At 72.0% G+C, this 13,549-nt stretch carries 16 protein-coding genes; 9 read left to right on the top strand and 7 right to left on the bottom strand.

Going from position 1 to position 13,549, the window contains the following annotated elements; genetic code table 11:
* Positions 1 to 5: 5 nt before the first annotated feature.
* Positions 6 to 1,328: a cytochrome P450 gene (locus tag ACFYW3_RS13325; protein WP_389386299.1), complete on the bottom strand. Its 1,323-nt coding sequence runs from the start codon at positions 1,326 to 1,328 to the stop codon at positions 6 to 8.
* Positions 1,329 to 1,587: 259 nt separating this feature from the next.
* Here ACFYW3_RS13325 and ACFYW3_RS13320 point away from each other — a divergent pair, with 259 nt between their 5' ends.
* Positions 1,588 to 2,157 (top strand): hypothetical protein, encoded by a 570-nt coding sequence (locus ACFYW3_RS13320; protein WP_351763607.1) that lies wholly within the window; start codon positions 1,588 to 1,590, stop codon positions 2,155 to 2,157.
* A 66-nt stretch (positions 2,158 to 2,223) separates the two neighbouring features.
* Here the strand turns inward: ACFYW3_RS13320 and ACFYW3_RS13315 are convergent, their stop codons facing one another.
* Both ACFYW3_RS13315 and ACFYW3_RS13310 read right to left on the bottom strand, forming a co-directional pair.
* A complete protein-coding gene (locus ACFYW3_RS13315; protein ID WP_389386298.1) occupies positions 2,224 to 2,613 on the bottom strand; it encodes a hypothetical protein in 390 nt (129 codons plus the stop codon).
* Between the two features lie 536 nt (positions 2,614 to 3,149).
* On the bottom strand, positions 3,150 to 3,311 hold the full coding sequence (locus ACFYW3_RS13310; protein ID WP_351759697.1) for a hydrophobic protein: 162 nt from the start codon (positions 3,309 to 3,311) through the stop codon (positions 3,150 to 3,152).
* A gap of 204 nt (positions 3,312 to 3,515) precedes the next feature.
* Between ACFYW3_RS13310 and ACFYW3_RS13305 the strand changes: the two genes are divergently transcribed.
* From ACFYW3_RS13305 to ACFYW3_RS13295, 3 genes are all read left to right on the top strand, one after another.
* A complete protein-coding gene (locus tag ACFYW3_RS13305; protein WP_053682364.1) occupies positions 3,516 to 3,695 on the top strand; it encodes a CsbD family protein in 180 nt (59 codons plus the stop codon).
* A 235-nt stretch (positions 3,696 to 3,930) separates the two neighbouring features.
* Positions 3,931 to 4,281, top strand: coding sequence for a PRC-barrel domain-containing protein (locus tag ACFYW3_RS13300; protein WP_107089316.1), 351 nt, complete (start codon positions 3,931 to 3,933; stop codon positions 4,279 to 4,281).
* 42 nt (positions 4,282 to 4,323) lie between these two features.
* Positions 4,324 to 5,283, top strand: coding sequence for an aldo/keto reductase family oxidoreductase (locus tag ACFYW3_RS13295; RefSeq protein WP_389386297.1), 960 nt, complete (start codon positions 4,324 to 4,326; stop codon positions 5,281 to 5,283).
* A gap of 70 nt (positions 5,284 to 5,353) precedes the next feature.
* On the opposite strand, the gene ACFYW3_RS13290 is transcribed toward ACFYW3_RS13295, so the two are convergent.
* Both ACFYW3_RS13290 and ACFYW3_RS13285 read right to left on the bottom strand, forming a co-directional pair.
* Positions 5,354 to 5,779: a hypothetical protein gene (locus ACFYW3_RS13290; RefSeq protein WP_389386296.1), complete on the bottom strand. Its 426-nt coding sequence runs from the start codon at positions 5,777 to 5,779 to the stop codon at positions 5,354 to 5,356.
* The gene (locus ACFYW3_RS13285; protein WP_351759705.1) at positions 5,776 to 5,958 is read right to left on the bottom strand and encodes a hypothetical protein; all 183 of its coding nucleotides are present in this window, start codon (positions 5,956 to 5,958) and stop codon (positions 5,776 to 5,778) included. Before ACFYW3_RS13285 ends, ACFYW3_RS13290 begins: the two co-directional genes overlap by 4 nt.
* Before the next feature lie 95 nt (positions 5,959 to 6,053).
* Here ACFYW3_RS13285 and ACFYW3_RS13280 point away from each other — a divergent pair, with 95 nt between their 5' ends.
* Positions 6,054 to 6,689, top strand: coding sequence for a TetR family transcriptional regulator (locus ACFYW3_RS13280; protein WP_389386295.1), 636 nt, complete (start codon positions 6,054 to 6,056; stop codon positions 6,687 to 6,689).
* 135 nt (positions 6,690 to 6,824) lie between these two features.
* A complete protein-coding gene (locus tag ACFYW3_RS13275) occupies positions 6,825 to 7,196 on the top strand; it encodes an SH3 domain-containing protein (protein ID WP_351759711.1) in 372 nt (123 codons plus the stop codon).
* Positions 7,197 to 7,301: 105 nt separating this feature from the next.
* Here the strand turns inward: ACFYW3_RS13275 and ACFYW3_RS13270 are convergent, their stop codons facing one another.
* The gene (locus ACFYW3_RS13270; RefSeq protein WP_389386294.1) at positions 7,302 to 8,573 is read right to left on the bottom strand and encodes a pyroglutamyl peptidase; all 1,272 of its coding nucleotides are present in this window, start codon (positions 8,571 to 8,573) and stop codon (positions 7,302 to 7,304) included.
* Between the two features lie 268 nt (positions 8,574 to 8,841).
* On the opposite strand from ACFYW3_RS13270, the gene ACFYW3_RS13265 reads away from it, so the two are divergent.
* A complete protein-coding gene (locus ACFYW3_RS13265; RefSeq protein ID WP_389386582.1) occupies positions 8,842 to 10,128 on the top strand; it encodes a M14 family metallocarboxypeptidase in 1,287 nt (428 codons plus the stop codon).
* A 42-nt stretch (positions 10,129 to 10,170) separates the two neighbouring features.
* Positions 10,171 to 11,148 (top strand): hypothetical protein, encoded by a 978-nt coding sequence (locus ACFYW3_RS13260; protein ID WP_389386293.1) that lies wholly within the window; start codon positions 10,171 to 10,173, stop codon positions 11,146 to 11,148.
* Positions 11,149 to 11,165: 17 nt separating this feature from the next.
* On the opposite strand, the gene ACFYW3_RS13255 is transcribed toward ACFYW3_RS13260, so the two are convergent.
* Positions 11,166 to 12,356 (bottom strand): MFS transporter, encoded by a 1,191-nt coding sequence (locus ACFYW3_RS13255; RefSeq protein ID WP_389386292.1) that lies wholly within the window; start codon positions 12,354 to 12,356, stop codon positions 11,166 to 11,168.
* Between the two features lie 156 nt (positions 12,357 to 12,512).
* On the opposite strand from ACFYW3_RS13255, the gene ACFYW3_RS13250 reads away from it, so the two are divergent.
* Positions 12,513 to 13,493 carry a helix-turn-helix domain-containing protein gene (locus ACFYW3_RS13250; RefSeq protein WP_389386291.1) on the top strand — a complete coding sequence of 327 codons (981 nt, stop codon included), beginning with the start codon at positions 12,513 to 12,515 and terminating at the stop codon, positions 13,491 to 13,493.
* Positions 13,494 to 13,549: the final 56 nt, after the last annotated feature.

Below are 13,549 nucleotides of genomic sequence, written 5' to 3'. Positions count from 1 at the left end.
GCGGGTCACTTGCGGGCGGAAACAGAGGCCGTGGGCGGCAGGTGCGCGGGGGCGAGCGTCTCGACCGGCCGCGACGGCTCCAGGACGAGCCGCAGTCGCTCCAGCCCGCGGAACGCCGCCATCGGTCCCTTGAGCCACGCCCCCGCGGGCTCCTCGTCCGGTGCGATCCGCATCTCCGGGAACTCCCGGAGCAGGCAGGAGAGCGCGATTTCTAGTTCGAGTCGTGCCAGTGGCGCGCCCAGGCAGTAGTGCGTTCCGTGCCCGAAGCCGAGGTGGGTGCCCTGGAGTCCCTCGCGCGTCACGTCGAGGTCGTCGGGGCGGTCGAACTTCCCCGGGTCCCGGTTCGCCGACGAGATGGCGATCTGGACGAGGGACCCCTTGGGGATCACCGTGCCCCTGATCTCCGCGTCCTGCGTCGCGTAGCGGAAGGTCGACGTCTCCACCGACCCCTCGAAGCGCACGATCTCCTCGACCGCCCGGGGGATCAGACCGGGGTCGGTGCGGAGCTTCGCCAGTTGATCGGGGTGGAGCAGGAGATCGAGTACGGAGTTCCCGATCTGGTAGGCGGTGGTCTTGTGCCCGGCGAAGAACAGGACCCACAGCGACGACACCAGCTCCGCGTCGTCCAGGGCCTCCTCCGCCCTGATGATGTCCCCGAGGAAGCAGTCCGACGGGTTCGCCCGCTGGTGCGCGATCAGCCGCCGCAGCCGATCCTGCAGCCACTCCTCGGCGGCCTTCAACTCGGCCTTGGCCGCGGGGTTGAACCGGGAGCGCGTGACCACGGCGAACCGCTCCAGGATCTCGGGGCGATCGGCCTCCGGGATCGTCATGAGTTCGCACAGGACCGAGATCGGGAGGGGGAACGCGAACGACGACATCAGGTCGACCGTGCCGCTCTTGCGGCACTCGGCGAGGAGACGCTCGGCGATCTCGGTGATCCCGGTCCGCATCTCCTCCACCCGCCTGGGGGTGAAGGCGCTCCGCAGGACACGGCGCAGCCGTGTGTGCCGGGGCGGGTCCGAGAACAGCACGTTGTCGTCCAGGGCGTCGAAGAAGTCCCCGAACACGGCGTGGTAGATGTCCATCGCCCCACGCATGTTCTTGCTGAAACGCGGGTCGGACAGGGCGTCCCGGGCGTCGTCGTAGCGGGTGATGAGGTACGTCGCGACGCCGTGCGGAGGGGTCAACCGGGCCACCGGATCCCGCTCGCGCAGGCCGGCGTAGACGGGGTGGGGACACGAGCGGTACTCCGGCGCGCCCTTGGACACGGCCGCCACGAGGTCGTGCACGGCGGCGCCGCCGTCCGTTGTCGCGTTCTCCTGCGTCATGTTCCGCACCCTCCGTGACACTCGCCTGTGTGGACTCAGCGGTTCCCCGACGGGGCCGATCGCAAAACGGGGCTTGGTTCGTTCGAGTCAGGCGGTCCGCGCCGGACGTGCGGACCGGGTCGGCCGTCACCGCTTCACCGCTCGGCCGTTTGGCGGTCAGTCGTCCGGTCGCCGTGCGGTCGGGTCGCGTGGCGGGTCCGGCGGGCCGGGACATCATGCTGCTCGTCGAGCAACCAGCCCGCCACCGAGGAGTCCGCGCATGGCTCGCAGCACCACCCTGGTCCTCATCACGACCGCGACACTCGCCCTGACGGCGGCCGCCGGTCCCACCGTCGCGTCCGCGGCCTCGGGCGCGGACACCGGCAGGTCCGCCGTCGACCGCGCCCTCGTCTACCGGGCGACCGCCCCCTTCCTCCGGCACGCCGCCGGCGTGAGGGCGGGCTACGTCCCGGACAAGTACTGCGTGGCCGACCCGGCCGGCACGGGCGCCCTCGGCTACCCGCACTTCAACCACGCGTACGACAACTCAGTCGATCCCGCCAAGCCCGCCGCGCTGTACTACGAGGACGACGGCCTCGGCGGCAAGCGCCTCGCCGGGGTCCAGTGGCTGGTCTACGACAAGGACCAGGACCTCACGACGGACGGCGACCGCCCGAAGCTCTTCGGCCGGTCCTTCACGGGCCCCCTGCGCGGCCACTTCCCCGGCCAGCCCGTCCACTACGCCCTGCACATGTGGCTGTGGAAGAAGAACCCCGAGGGCACCTACCAGACCTACAACCCCGCGGTGGACTGCCTCCCCGGCACCACCCGCCCGAAGCCCCGGACCTGAGCCCGGACGACCCGGGGCCCGTCGGCCCCGTCCGCTCGGCGGTCGACCGCCGAGCGGACCACCGCGCTACCGCTGACCGGTTGGGAAGAGGGTGGTCAATTCCTTCTCCACCGTGCGGACTTCCTCCGGTCGGTCCATGTGGATCAGCTGCTCCCTGTACAACGTCAGCGAATGGACGAGGAGTTCCACGCGCTCGGGCTCCAGTGCGCACATGCGGCGCGCCGCGGCGGCCGATTCCGCGTGGAGGGCCAGCGCGATGTCGGGCCGATCGGCGAATTCCCGCCGGGCGTACTTGCCCAAGGCGACGGCCAGCAGGGGGAGATACGCCAGGGGGCTCACCTGGGCGAGCACACGGTAGGCGGCGACCCGTTGATCGAGGGGCGGCTTCCCGGAACCGAGGAGGGCCACCCGTGCTCGAAGGACCGCGTCGTGATTGATGTGCGCCGAGGGATTCATGAGAGAGATTCTCAAATCCGAACAGGCCCCCGAACAAGGGAGATCGGCTGTGTCGTCAGTCCTACAGAAAAGCCGTCCGACCTGTCATGATGGAGTCACCTTCACCCCTGTGACCCTCTCGACCGCCTGCCGGTCGGACCGCTGAGCGGGCGAATCCCGGCGGTGGGGCGACTCGATTCCGCCCCGTGTCGACGCGTTTCGCGCGCCGCCGTGAAGTCCAGGGGATGACCGGCCGACCGGGCGGCACCGGGAGCAGAGCCCTCAGGAGCGCCGAAGCGACGGCTCCGAGCACCGCCGCCCCGCCCCCGCCCGCGCGTGTCCGTATGCGCGTCGATGCGCGCCTCGAAGCCATGCGGTCCCCCCCACCCTCCGGGTCGGCCGGTCCGACCGGGAAGCATCATCGCGGGCGAAACCGTGCCCCCTGCCGGCATGCGATCTCGGCCGGCGCCGGCGCGCCGGACCCTGCCGGCGCGACCGTGGGCCCACCCCGCGGAACGCGGGGTGGGCCCACCTGACGTACGGCGTGTCGTGCGGCGCTACCAGCGGTACCAGCGTCCGTTGCTCCCCTTCGGCCGGGCGACGAAGCCGATCAGCCAGAGGATCAGGACGATGATCGCCACCCACCAGAGGATCTTGAGCGCGAAACCCGCACCGAAAAGAATCAACACGAGCAGAAGCACGAGAAGAAGGGGAAGCATGGTTTATCGACCTCCGAATGTCCGTCTGCCCGACCTTGTGTTCGGCGTTCCTTCTTCTTTACCTGTTTCCTGTGCGCGAGGAGTGGCGGGTGCACCCGCCTGGTCGAGACGGGAATGGAACCGGTGAAAGCGGTCCCGGGGCGTTTGAAGTCAGGATTTCTGGTCAGGCGCCGCGGGGTAAGCGTTTTCAACCGCATGGGAGTGATGACCGTGTCCGGTGAGCAGAAGGCAAAGGCCAAGACCGAGCAGGCCAAGGGCAAGATGAAGGAAATCGCCGGCCGTGCGGTGGGGAACGAGCGACTTACCGCCGAGGGCAGGACCGAGCAGGTCAAGGGCGATGCCCGTGAGGCGAAGGAAAAGCTGAAGGACACCTTCAAGCACTGACCGACGCACTGACCGCCCCGCGCACGAGGGCAGGGGCCGGACCCCCGTACGACGGGTCCGGCCCCTGCCCTCGTGCGGAGCCCCCAGCCGGCTCCGCGGCGGGAGATGGCGCCGCGATGGGCGCACGTGTGAGAACCGGGGCCCTGGGCAGGCGGTGATCGAAGGCGTCCGTCGCCCCCGCCGCGCCGTGGTCGGGCAGGGCGGACGCGTCGATCCGGAGATGAGGGAGCAGCTCGTGAACGTGAACGTGTGGGGATACCGCGAGACTTCGGGCCGTCTGGAGGCCATCGACCTGACCGGATTCAAGGTCGAGGCGGCCGACGGGGACATCGGCAAGGTCAGCAAGCACTCCGACGACGCGGGGTCCTCCTACATCGTGGTGGACACCGGCCCGTGGATCTTCGGCCGGGAGGTCCTGCTGCCCGCCGGCACGGTCATCCACGTCGACGTGGCGCAGGAGAAGATCTACGTCGACCGCACGAAGGAGCAGATCAAGGCGGCTCCGGAGTTCGTGAGCGAGAAGCACATCGGCGACACCGACTACTACAGCCGGATCGGCGGCTACTACGGCGGTTTCATCGGCTGACACCCGGACCGACACCCCGGTCGCGCCCGTAGGCTGTGCGCCATGGTGATCAAGGCGCAAGAGGCGGACCGGGACCGGCTGCTGTACGGATGCATGGCGCTCGGCGGCGGATGGGACACGGAGCCGTACGGGCCCGGCGACATCGACGCCGCCGAGGCCGCGATCGAGGCGGCCCTCGACAGTGGCATCACGGGATTCGACCACGCCGACATCTACCGGCACGGCAAGGCCGAAGCGGTGTTCGGCGAGGTCCTCTCCCGCAGCCCCGGTCTGCGCGAACGCGTCACGCTCCAGACCAAGTGCGGGATCCGCCTCGCGGAGGGTGATCGCCCCGGCATCTACGATCTGCGCGGCCCCACCATCGTCCGGCGGGTGGAGGAGAGCCTCTCCCGGCTGCGTACGGACGTCATCGACTGTCTCCTCCTGCACCGGCCCGACCCGCTGGCGGACCCGGCGGAGATCGCCGAGGCGCTCACCTCGCTGCGCCGGCAGGGGCTGGTCCGCGAGTTCGGCGTGTCCAACATGAGCGGCGCCCAGATCGCCCTGCTCCAGTCGCACCTCGCATTCCCGCTCGTCGCCAATCAGTTGGAGATGAGCCTGGACCGTCGGGACTGGCTGGAGGACGGCGTGCTCGTGAACACGCCCGGTGCGGCGGAGAGCGGTTTCCCCACGGGGGCGATCGAGTACTGCCTGACGCGGGGCGTTCGCCTACAGGCCTGGGGAGCCCTGGCGCAGGGCCGGTTCACCGGCCGTCAGGAGAGCGAACGGGAGCATGCGACGGCGCGTCTGATCGCCAAGCTCGCCGGTGAGAAGGGCACCACCCCGGAAACGATCCTGCTGTGGTGGCTGCGCCGGCACCCGGCCGGGATCGTGCCGGTGGTGGGCAGTGGCCGCCCGGAGCGCATCCGGGCCTGTGGGGACGCCGCGCGACGGGATCCGGAGCTCAGCCACGAGGAGTGGTACGAGCTGTGGCTCACGGCGCGCGGCGTTCCCCTGCCCTGACCGGGCGAGGGTGCTCGCGGACGGCTGTCGTTCCGCGGGGGCGCTTCCGGCCGTCCGCTCGGCGCCGGCCTCAGCCGACGCTCCACGACCAGGTGCCGTCCGCGCTGATCAGGTACGCCAGGATCGCGAGGTCGGCGAGGCCGAGCACGAGGCCGAGGCGGGCGCGGCCCGGCCGGCTCGTGCCGCGGTGCAGGGCGAGGGCGGCGAGGGTGATCGCGATCGGTCCGAGCACCAGGTTCATCGCGAGCAGACCCACCAGGCCCGAGAGGAACGAGACGACGGCCATGCCGTCGGCCTCGCGGGTGCTCCCGGTGCGGCCCGTTCCGGCTTCGCGGTCGGCGGGGTCGGGCCGGCCGGCCGCGCCGCGGGTGGAACCGGGTGCCGTGTCACGGGTGGCGGTGTCACCGGTGGCCGTGGCGGCGTCGTGGGGTCGGGTGTCGTCGAGGTCGGTGTGATCGTGGGCGGTGCGGTCCAGGGTGGTGCGGTGGGATGTCATGAGGAACCCTCCTGACGGCTCGCGGATCGGTGGTGGCGCGCGGTCCTTTCACGTACGGCGAAGATCAGCAGCCAGGCGGCGATCACGGCCGTTCCGACCAGGGTGACCGGCGCCGGCACGTGGGCCGCGGTTCCCAGCAGGACCCCCAACAACATGAGGGCCGCGACGAGGAAGAGCATCGTGCTTCCTCCCAAAATAGGTGACAGTTGTTCACTGACTACCCAGTCTAAATGGTGGCATGCGGTTGCCGGGGGATCGGGGTTTACTTTCCGACATGAGTCAGACCGTCGGGGCCCGTCAGGCCCAACGCCATCGCACCCGCCGGGCCTTGCTGGACGCGGCCCTGTCGCTCCTGGAGGAACAGAGCCTGGGGAGCCTGGGCCTGCGGGAGGTGGCCCGTACCGCAGGGGTGGCGCCGACCGCCTTCTACCGGCACTTCGCGGACATCGAGGCACTGGGGATCGCCCTGGTGGACGAGGCCTTGGAGAACCTCCACGGCGGTGTCCGCTCCCTCCTGGAAACCTCGGGGGACGCCGACCGGCGCCTCGACGAGGCCGTCGATCTCATGGCGGAGCTGGTGCGCACGTACCCCAGACACCTGCGTTTCATCGTCCGGGAACGGCACGGCGGGGTGCGCGGGGTGCGGGAGGCCATCGCCGGTCGGCTCGACGCCTTCGCCCGGGAAGTGGCCGAAAGACTCGCCTCCGATCCGCTCGGCGCGGACTGGAGCGCGGCGGACCTCCTGATGCTGGCCCGCCTGTACGTCGACCACATGGTGATGACGGCATCGGCCTACCTGGCGGCGGCGTTGGAGGACAACGAGTGGGCCGAGGTGACGGACACCGCCCGACGTCAGTTGCGGCTCATCCACCGGGGGCGACAGAACTGGGTCGCCGGGACGCGGGCGTGAGCACTCCGGGCGGGGCCGACCGGGTGACGGGCAGGCGTGTCAAGCACCCGTAAGGCCGATGCCGTGGTGATAGTCGGTTCGGCGGTGCCTGGCGTGACCGCCTACGGCTGGACAGGGCGACGGGAGTGTTGAGCGATGGTGAAGAAGACGGCGACGGCGTGCGTGCTCGCGGCAGGTCTGCTGATCGGGCCCCTGGGGGCCTCGGGTTGGGCGGCCGGCGCCGGTACCGCGGCGGGTGCGGCCCCTCGGGCGGGTGTGGAGGCGGCGCCCAAGCCCGTCCACACCTTCGGCGTGGTGGTGTCGCAGTGGGGTCTCAACGTACGGAGCAAGCCCACCGTCCACTCGAAGGTCGTGAAGACGCTCGCCCCCCGGCAGCGCATCGGCCTGGTGTGCCAGAAGCGCGGCAAATGGGTCGACGGCAACCCGGTCTGGTACCGCGTGCACGGGGTCAACGGCTGGGTCGCGGCCCGCTACGTCCACAACCTCCAACCCGTCAAGCCCTGTTGAGCTGAGTACCGGACGGGTCGCGCCGGTCGGGCGGTGGTGCCCCGCCGGCGGACCGATGGCCGCCCTCGCGCCGGCCGCCGGGCGGAACCGGGGCCGGCGCGGACCTCACGGTCGGACGGCGGCGTGTTCGAGTACGGCCCGGACCTCGGAGGCGATCGCGCTCTCGTTGCGCTCGAACTCGGGCCCGGTCAGCACCTCGGGGGCGGCCGGCAGCCCGGTCAGGACCGGGGTGTGCAGGTGCCCGCCGGGCATCCCCGGTGCGAGTTCGGCCCGCAACCGGTTGGAGCGGTAGGCCACTTCGTTGGAGAGGTAGCCGCCACCACCGCCCTCCACGGCGCGCGAGCCCGGGGTCGGGCCGTCGGTACGGTCCACCGGCTCCGTGCCACCGGCGGGAATCTCGGTGACGGCCCGGTTCAGGAGCACCGGATAGGGCGTCTGCACGGCGGCGGTGACCGCGTCGGCCGGCAGGGTGGTCCGGATGAACTCCGCGCCCCGGCCCAGACCGGGAGCCGTGACCGGGTGTTCGCGGGTGCCCCCCGAGAGGGCGCGGGCGTTGTCCGGGTACGGGTCGGCCGAGCGCGCCCGTCCCGCCCAGTCCTCCAGGGTGAAGATGCCCGGGTATCCCTGACTGACGGTGGTGATGACGTCCGCCCTCTGGGCGCCGGCCGTCAGGTGCGGGGTGAACGCCCGTTCCACCATGCCGGCGTCGAAGTCGGCGTACCGCACGGGGAGTACGACGGCCCGGATCTCGGCGCGGCTGCCGTCGGCGAGGGTGACGCGGACGCCGTTGAGGCGAAGGGCCGCCGATCCGGACGGGTTGGCGCGGCGGATCTCGGCGTCCAGCCCGAAGGGGTCGAAGCCGCTGATGAACACGCGCCGTACGCCGGGAGCCGACCGGAACCCGTTGTCGGTGAGACCCCGGGAGGCATCCTCGAAGCGGGCCCGCAGCGCACGCCGGTCGACGGCGAACGCGGGCTCCCAGCGGGCGAGGGCGGCGGTCATGGCCAGCCGGGTCCAGTACAGCGGCCGGTCGTCGCCGGTCGCGAGATCACCGCCGGGCCGCTGCCCCTGGGCCCGGCTCACGGCCGACTGCCACAGGGCCTCGCCCCAGCCGTCGAGGAGCCGTTCGGCCTCGGCGGGGCCGCGTGTCCCGCACAGCGCGGCGGGGAACCGTCGTACGAAGTCGCCCAACCCGGCACGCTCGACGAGGGCGGTGGTCCTCGGGTCGGACAGCCGCGCCTGTTCGGCGTCGAGTGGTGTGGAGGTCGAGGTGCGGCAGGGGGAGCGCTCGTCCGCCGTGGCGGCGGTGGCGACGGTCAACGGGATCAGGGTGGCGAGCAGGGCCGCGGCCGACGCGGTACGCCGTAAGAACATCATGCGATGTGACATTACACAGGCTCCCCGGCACCCGACAGGCACCTTCGCGCCGGAACCCACAGGAACCCGAACGGAACCGACCGGCCGCGCGACACGGGACGGTTCCGGCGCTCACGCCCTGCCGAAGCGACAGACTGTGCCCGACCGTTCGTCCCACACCGGGAGGGATCCTGTGGCACACCGTGCCGAAGTCGACGTCGTGAGCGGCCATCCCGTGCGGCGGATCGCCGCGAGGTTCGGCCTCGTCGGGTCGCTGGCGGCCCTGCTCATGACGGCCGGCCCCGGCCCGGCCCAAGGCTCCGAAGCCCCGCCCCGCACCGGCTTCGAGGCGACGACCGGCGCACGCTGGACCACCGAGGCCGAGGAGCGGGACTTCCTCGACGCCGTCGACCGGGGCAGCGACCGGGCCGCCCTGCTGCGGATCGGCACCACCCGCCAAGGTCGTCCGCTGCGGATGGTCGGCATCGGGGACGGCGGTGCGCCGGTCACCGTGCTGCTGGTGTGCGGCCAGCACGGCGACGAACCGGCCGGACGGGAGGCCTGTCTGACCACCGTGCGCGATCTCTCGTACGCCCGGGACCGGGCGACCCTGCGCTTCCTCGCGACCGCCACGGTCCTGGTCGTCCCGAACACGAACCCCGACGGCCGGGCCGCCGGTACCCGGACCAACACCGACGGCGTCGACGTCAACCGCGACCACGTCGCCCTGGCCTCACCCGAGGCGCGGGCGATCGCGGGCGTGCTGCGCGACCGGCGCCCGGACGTCGTGTTCGACCTGCACGAGTACCGGGCGACCCCCGGCACGTACGACAAGGACCTCTTCGACCTCTGGCCGCGCAACCTCAACACCGACCCCGCCGTGTACGCCCAGTCCCGCCTGCTGTCCGAGGCCCACGTGCGCGAGGCGGCGCGTACCGCCGGGTACTCGACCGGCACCTACGGGATCCGGACCGACCCCCTCACAGGCGCCCCGATCGGGCAGTCGGCCGGCGACGGACAGGAACGCATCCTGCGCAACGCGGCCGGCCTCAAACACGCCGTCACCCTGCTCGTCGAAAGTCGGGTGGAGCCGGCCGGCGACACGGAGATGGTCGACCCCACCGTCAACCGTCGGCGTCGCGTCAACTCCCAACTGACCGCATTGCGAGGCCTGTTCGGCTACACGATCCGCGAGGCCCGCCCGCTCGCGGCCGCCACGGGGAGGGCGCGCGCGGCCGGATACCGGGACGAGAGGGCGATCCGCTGGGCCGGCGCGGACAACATGCCCGCGTCCCCGGCCGAGATCCTGACCGAACCGCCGTGCGGATACCGCCTGACCGCCGCCCGGTACGCGCGGGTGCGTGAGCGGCTGGCCCTCCACGGCGTGCGGGTGACCACCTCCGGTACGGGCGCGTTCGTTCCCCTGCGCCAATCCCTGCGCGCCCTCGTCCCCCTGTTGCTCGACGGCAGGGCCGCGTACCACCTCACGGCGGGGGAGCCGGTGTTCGGCTGCCGAGGTCGCCTCCCGCGCGCCCCCACCGAGGATCGGACCGGCTCCGCCGCGGGCACCCCCTAAGATGCCTGGGTTCGGTAGGGCGGCACATCGGGGGAACGCGGCATGACCGGTTACGGCAGTGGCGGGTACGGCGGCGGGTACGGAGATCCGGCGGGCGGCGGCGCCGCGCATCCGCCGCCAGGACCCCCCTACGCGCCACCGGTTCCCCCGCAGGGGTACCCGTATGGCCGGTCCGGCCCCCCGCCGGGGTATCCGTACGCACAGCCCGGACCGCCGCCCGGATACCCGTACGGTCCGCCCTTTCCGCCGGGTCCGCCCCCGCGCGTCGAGCAGTCACGGGCCCGGAAGATCCTGCGCGGGCTCTACAACCCGGTGTACGCCGCACAGCGGGCCTTCCGTCCCTCGCGCCCAGGGATCGTCGACGACCGGGAGGTCCGCAAGCTCCAGTTGTGGCGGACCGGGCTGGGACTCATCGCCTGGGTGGGCCTGATGGTCACCTACAACGCCGTCACGAGCGCCGCCGACGTCCACGGCGTCGCGAGCGAACGCCTCGACCAGAGCTGGTCCAGCGTGCTGGTACTGGTGTGCACCTTCCCCGTGGTGGTCGGCGCCTTCGTGGCCGCCGCGCGGGACGGGCTGCGCCGCGTGTACCTGCGCCGGGCCCTGCGCCCGCTCGGTTCGGTCCTGGCCATCATGGCGTCCATGGGCACCGCAGCCCTCGCCATGGCCCCGGAGCTGTCGGGGGTGCGGGACGCCGTGGGGCTGCCGGGGAAGATCGCCATGCTGGTGCTGTGCCTGTGGTCGATCGGCTTCGCCCTCTACGGCATCGGACTGTCGCTGGTGCACGTCTTCCGCACCGCCGACATCCACGAGGTGCTGCCGCCGATCCTCGCCGGTGTCCTGGTGTGGGAGATGGCGCTCGTGGACGTGATCACCGGGTCCTACGACCAGGTTCCCGCGGGTGCCCGGGTGGCCTTCATCCTCGGCGCCCCGGTCACGGTGACCGCCCTGTCCTGGTGGGAACTGCACCGGCTGCGGCGCCACCACGGACTGACGCTCCGTACGGCCCTGCGCCGCTGACACCTCCCCGTCGAGGGTCAGCGCGGCGACCGCCGTTCCCGGAGGCGCGCAGGGGACGGAACGGCCAGGTGGCGGGCCAGGGCCAGGGCGGCGAGGGAGGCCACGAGCACGCACACGCCTCCCCAACCGGCCCGGTCGTGGATCCGCACCCCGAGCCAGGACCCCGCGCTGCCCCCCAGGTAGGCGCAGGTCATGTACGCGGTGTTGAGCCTGCTGCGCGCGTCGGGGCGCACGGCGAAGACCCGGGACTGGTTGGCGACCATGCCGGACTGCATCGCGACGTCGAGCAGTACCGTCCCCAGCGTCAGGGCCGCGAGCCCCACCACCCCGCCCGCGCTACCCGCGGCGAGGATCGCGGCGGACAAGAGGACCCCGATCAGGGAGACCAGGTTCACCCGATCCGGGCCCTCGCGGTCCACCAGCCGGCCGGCGAGCGGGGTACAGAGCATCGTCACCCCTCCGACCAGCGCCAACATGCCCACGGCCGAGGCGCCGAGGCCGTAGCGGGGGCCGGTCAGGAGCAGTGCCACACAGGTCCAGACGGCCGAGAACCCGGCGAAGACGGTCGCCTGGTAGAAGCAGGAGCGCCGCAGTTCGGGCTCGGTGCGCAGCAGACGGAGCGAAGCGGTGAGCAGCGCCGGGTACGAGCCGTGCGAGGAGGGGGTGGTGAGGGGCAGCGCGCGGGCCAGGACCCACGCCGACAGCAGGACGACGGCCGAGGCCACCAGATAGGGGGCCCGCCATCCCAGCCAATCGCCCAGCGTTCCGCTGAACGTACGGGCCAGCAGCATGCCGCCGATCGATCCGCTCAAGAGGGTGCCCATCACCGCGCCGCGTCCGTCATCGGCCGCCAGCCCCGCGGCCAGGGGCGCGATGACCGCGGCGGCCACGGTCGAGACCCCGACGGCGAGGGAGGCGGCGACGAGGAACGGCAGGGTGGGCGCGCAGCCCGCGGCGAGCAGGCCCAGGCCGGTGAGGGTGAGCAGCGTGACGAGGAACCGACGGTGCGGGAGCCGGTCGCCGAGCGGGACCAGCAGGAAGAGGCCCAGTGTGTAGCCGATCTGAGTGACCGTCACCACGAGCGAGGCCTCGTCGGGGGGCACGTGGAGCCCGGCGGCGATCAGCGGGCCGACGGCCTGCGGGAAATAGATGTTGCCCACGGCGACGCCGCAGGTCACGGCCAGGAGCAGGAGCAGTCGGCGGCTCACGTGAAGTCCACCGCCCCGTTCACGGCGCGCGGGGTGCGCCCTGGACCGCCCGTCGTGCAGGGGTCCTCTTTCGTGTGCTGCTCGGCAGAGGTGGGTGTCATGCGCCGAGTTCACGGCACCTTCGGGCGGCCTCCAATGGATGTAGCGTATGGCTTGATGATCAGCTTCGTGTTGGGTGTCGAGGACCTCGCGGACACGCGTTTCGCGCTCTCGCCGCTGGATGAGACCGTCTTCAGCCTGCGGGTGCTGCGCGATCCGGGGTTGTCCGCGTTGCACCTGCCGTGGCGCAGGTCCGTGATCGGCCGGCTCGGGGCGCTCGACACCGGCCTGCTGATGTCACTGGTCGCGCGCAGACTCACCCTTCCCGACTTCCTGACGCCGCGACCGCCGGGCTTCGCCCCGACCTTCGAGGAGGAGTTGGCCCTCGTCCGGGCGACGCCCCCCGACCGGGTGCGCCGCGATCTGTCCGCCGCCCACGCACCGGATCCGCTCCCCGAGGCCCTGCGCGCCGCCGCGGGCGCCGACGACGCGGCGGTGGAGGTGCTCCGCGACGCGATCTGCGACCTCCTGCGGCGCTACTGGGAGCTCGCCGTCGAGCCGGCGTGGCCACGGATGAGGCTCCTCCTGGAGGCCGACATGACCTACCGCGCACGGCAGTTGGCCATGGGTGGCGCCCGCAGGCTGTTCGCGGGCATGCACCCGAACCTGCGGTGGGAGAACGGCGTGTTGCACATCGACCGGATGATCGACAGCCATCGTGCCGAGGCTTCCGGTCGAGGGCTCCTGCTGGTGCCGTCCGTCTTCGCCCACAAACCCGCGCCCCCGGTCGACCCGGGGGAGGCGCCGCTGTTGGTCTATCCCAGTCGGGGAGTGGCGACGCTCTGGACCGAACCGGAGACGGCCGACTCGGCGGCCCTGGTGTCGCTGCTCGGCGCGACCAGGGCCCGACTGCTCGACCTCCTGGACGAACCCTTGCCCACGATCGAGATCGCCCGTCGCTTCAGGGTCACCCCGAGCGCCGTGTCCCAACACCTGCGCGTACTGCACGCCACGGGCCTGCTGACCCGGGCGCGCGACGGGCGGCAGGTCTTGTACCGCCGCAGTCCTCTCGGCGACCGGTTGGCCGGCGGGCGCTGACCGGCGCGGCGAAGGGCGACCCGGTGTGCCGTGATCCGGCGTGCCGTCACCTGGCG

The sequence above is a fragment of the Streptomyces sp. NPDC002602 genome, assembly GCF_042889445.1.
In the GTDB taxonomy this organism is placed as follows: domain Bacteria; phylum Actinomycetota; class Actinomycetes; order Streptomycetales; family Streptomycetaceae; genus Streptomyces.
Note: the sequence above shows the minus strand (reverse complement) of the source record. Positions and strands in the feature narration are given on the sequence as shown.

Excerpts from the sequence above, each read along its gene's own strand:
- ACFYW3_RS13325 (WP_389386299.1), bottom strand. The coding sequence starts at position 1,328 with ATGACGCAGGAGAACGCGACAACGGACGGCGGCGCCGCCGTGCACGAC.
- ACFYW3_RS13320 (WP_351763607.1), top strand. The coding sequence starts at position 1,588 with ATGGCTCGCAGCACCACCCTGGTCCTCATCACGACCGCGACACTCGCC.
- ACFYW3_RS13315 (WP_389386298.1), bottom strand. The coding sequence starts at position 2,613 with ATGAATCCCTCGGCGCACATCAATCACGACGCGGTCCTTCGAGCACGG.
- ACFYW3_RS13310 (WP_351759697.1), bottom strand. The coding sequence starts at position 3,311 with ATGCTTCCCCTTCTTCTCGTGCTTCTGCTCGTGTTGATTCTTTTCGGT.
- ACFYW3_RS13305 (WP_053682364.1), top strand. The coding sequence starts at position 3,516 with ATGACCGTGTCCGGTGAGCAGAAGGCAAAGGCCAAGACCGAGCAGGCC.
- ACFYW3_RS13295 (WP_389386297.1), top strand. The coding sequence starts at position 4,324 with ATGGTGATCAAGGCGCAAGAGGCGGACCGGGACCGGCTGCTGTACGGA.
- ACFYW3_RS13290 (WP_389386296.1), bottom strand. The coding sequence starts at position 5,779 with ATGACATCCCACCGCACCACCCTGGACCGCACCGCCCACGATCACACC.
- ACFYW3_RS13285 (WP_351759705.1), bottom strand. The coding sequence starts at position 5,958 with ATGCTCTTCCTCGTCGCGGCCCTCATGTTGTTGGGGGTCCTGCTGGGA.
- ACFYW3_RS13280 (WP_389386295.1), top strand. The coding sequence starts at position 6,054 with ATGAGTCAGACCGTCGGGGCCCGTCAGGCCCAACGCCATCGCACCCGC.
- ACFYW3_RS13275 (WP_351759711.1), top strand. The coding sequence starts at position 6,825 with ATGGTGAAGAAGACGGCGACGGCGTGCGTGCTCGCGGCAGGTCTGCTG.
- ACFYW3_RS13270 (WP_389386294.1), bottom strand. The coding sequence starts at position 8,573 with ATGATGTTCTTACGGCGTACCGCGTCGGCCGCGGCCCTGCTCGCCACC.
- ACFYW3_RS13265 (WP_389386582.1), top strand. The coding sequence starts at position 8,842 with ATGACGGCCGGCCCCGGCCCGGCCCAAGGCTCCGAAGCCCCGCCCCGC.
- ACFYW3_RS13260 (WP_389386293.1), top strand. The coding sequence starts at position 10,171 with ATGACCGGTTACGGCAGTGGCGGGTACGGCGGCGGGTACGGAGATCCG.
- ACFYW3_RS13250 (WP_389386291.1), top strand. The coding sequence starts at position 12,513 with ATGATCAGCTTCGTGTTGGGTGTCGAGGACCTCGCGGACACGCGTTTC.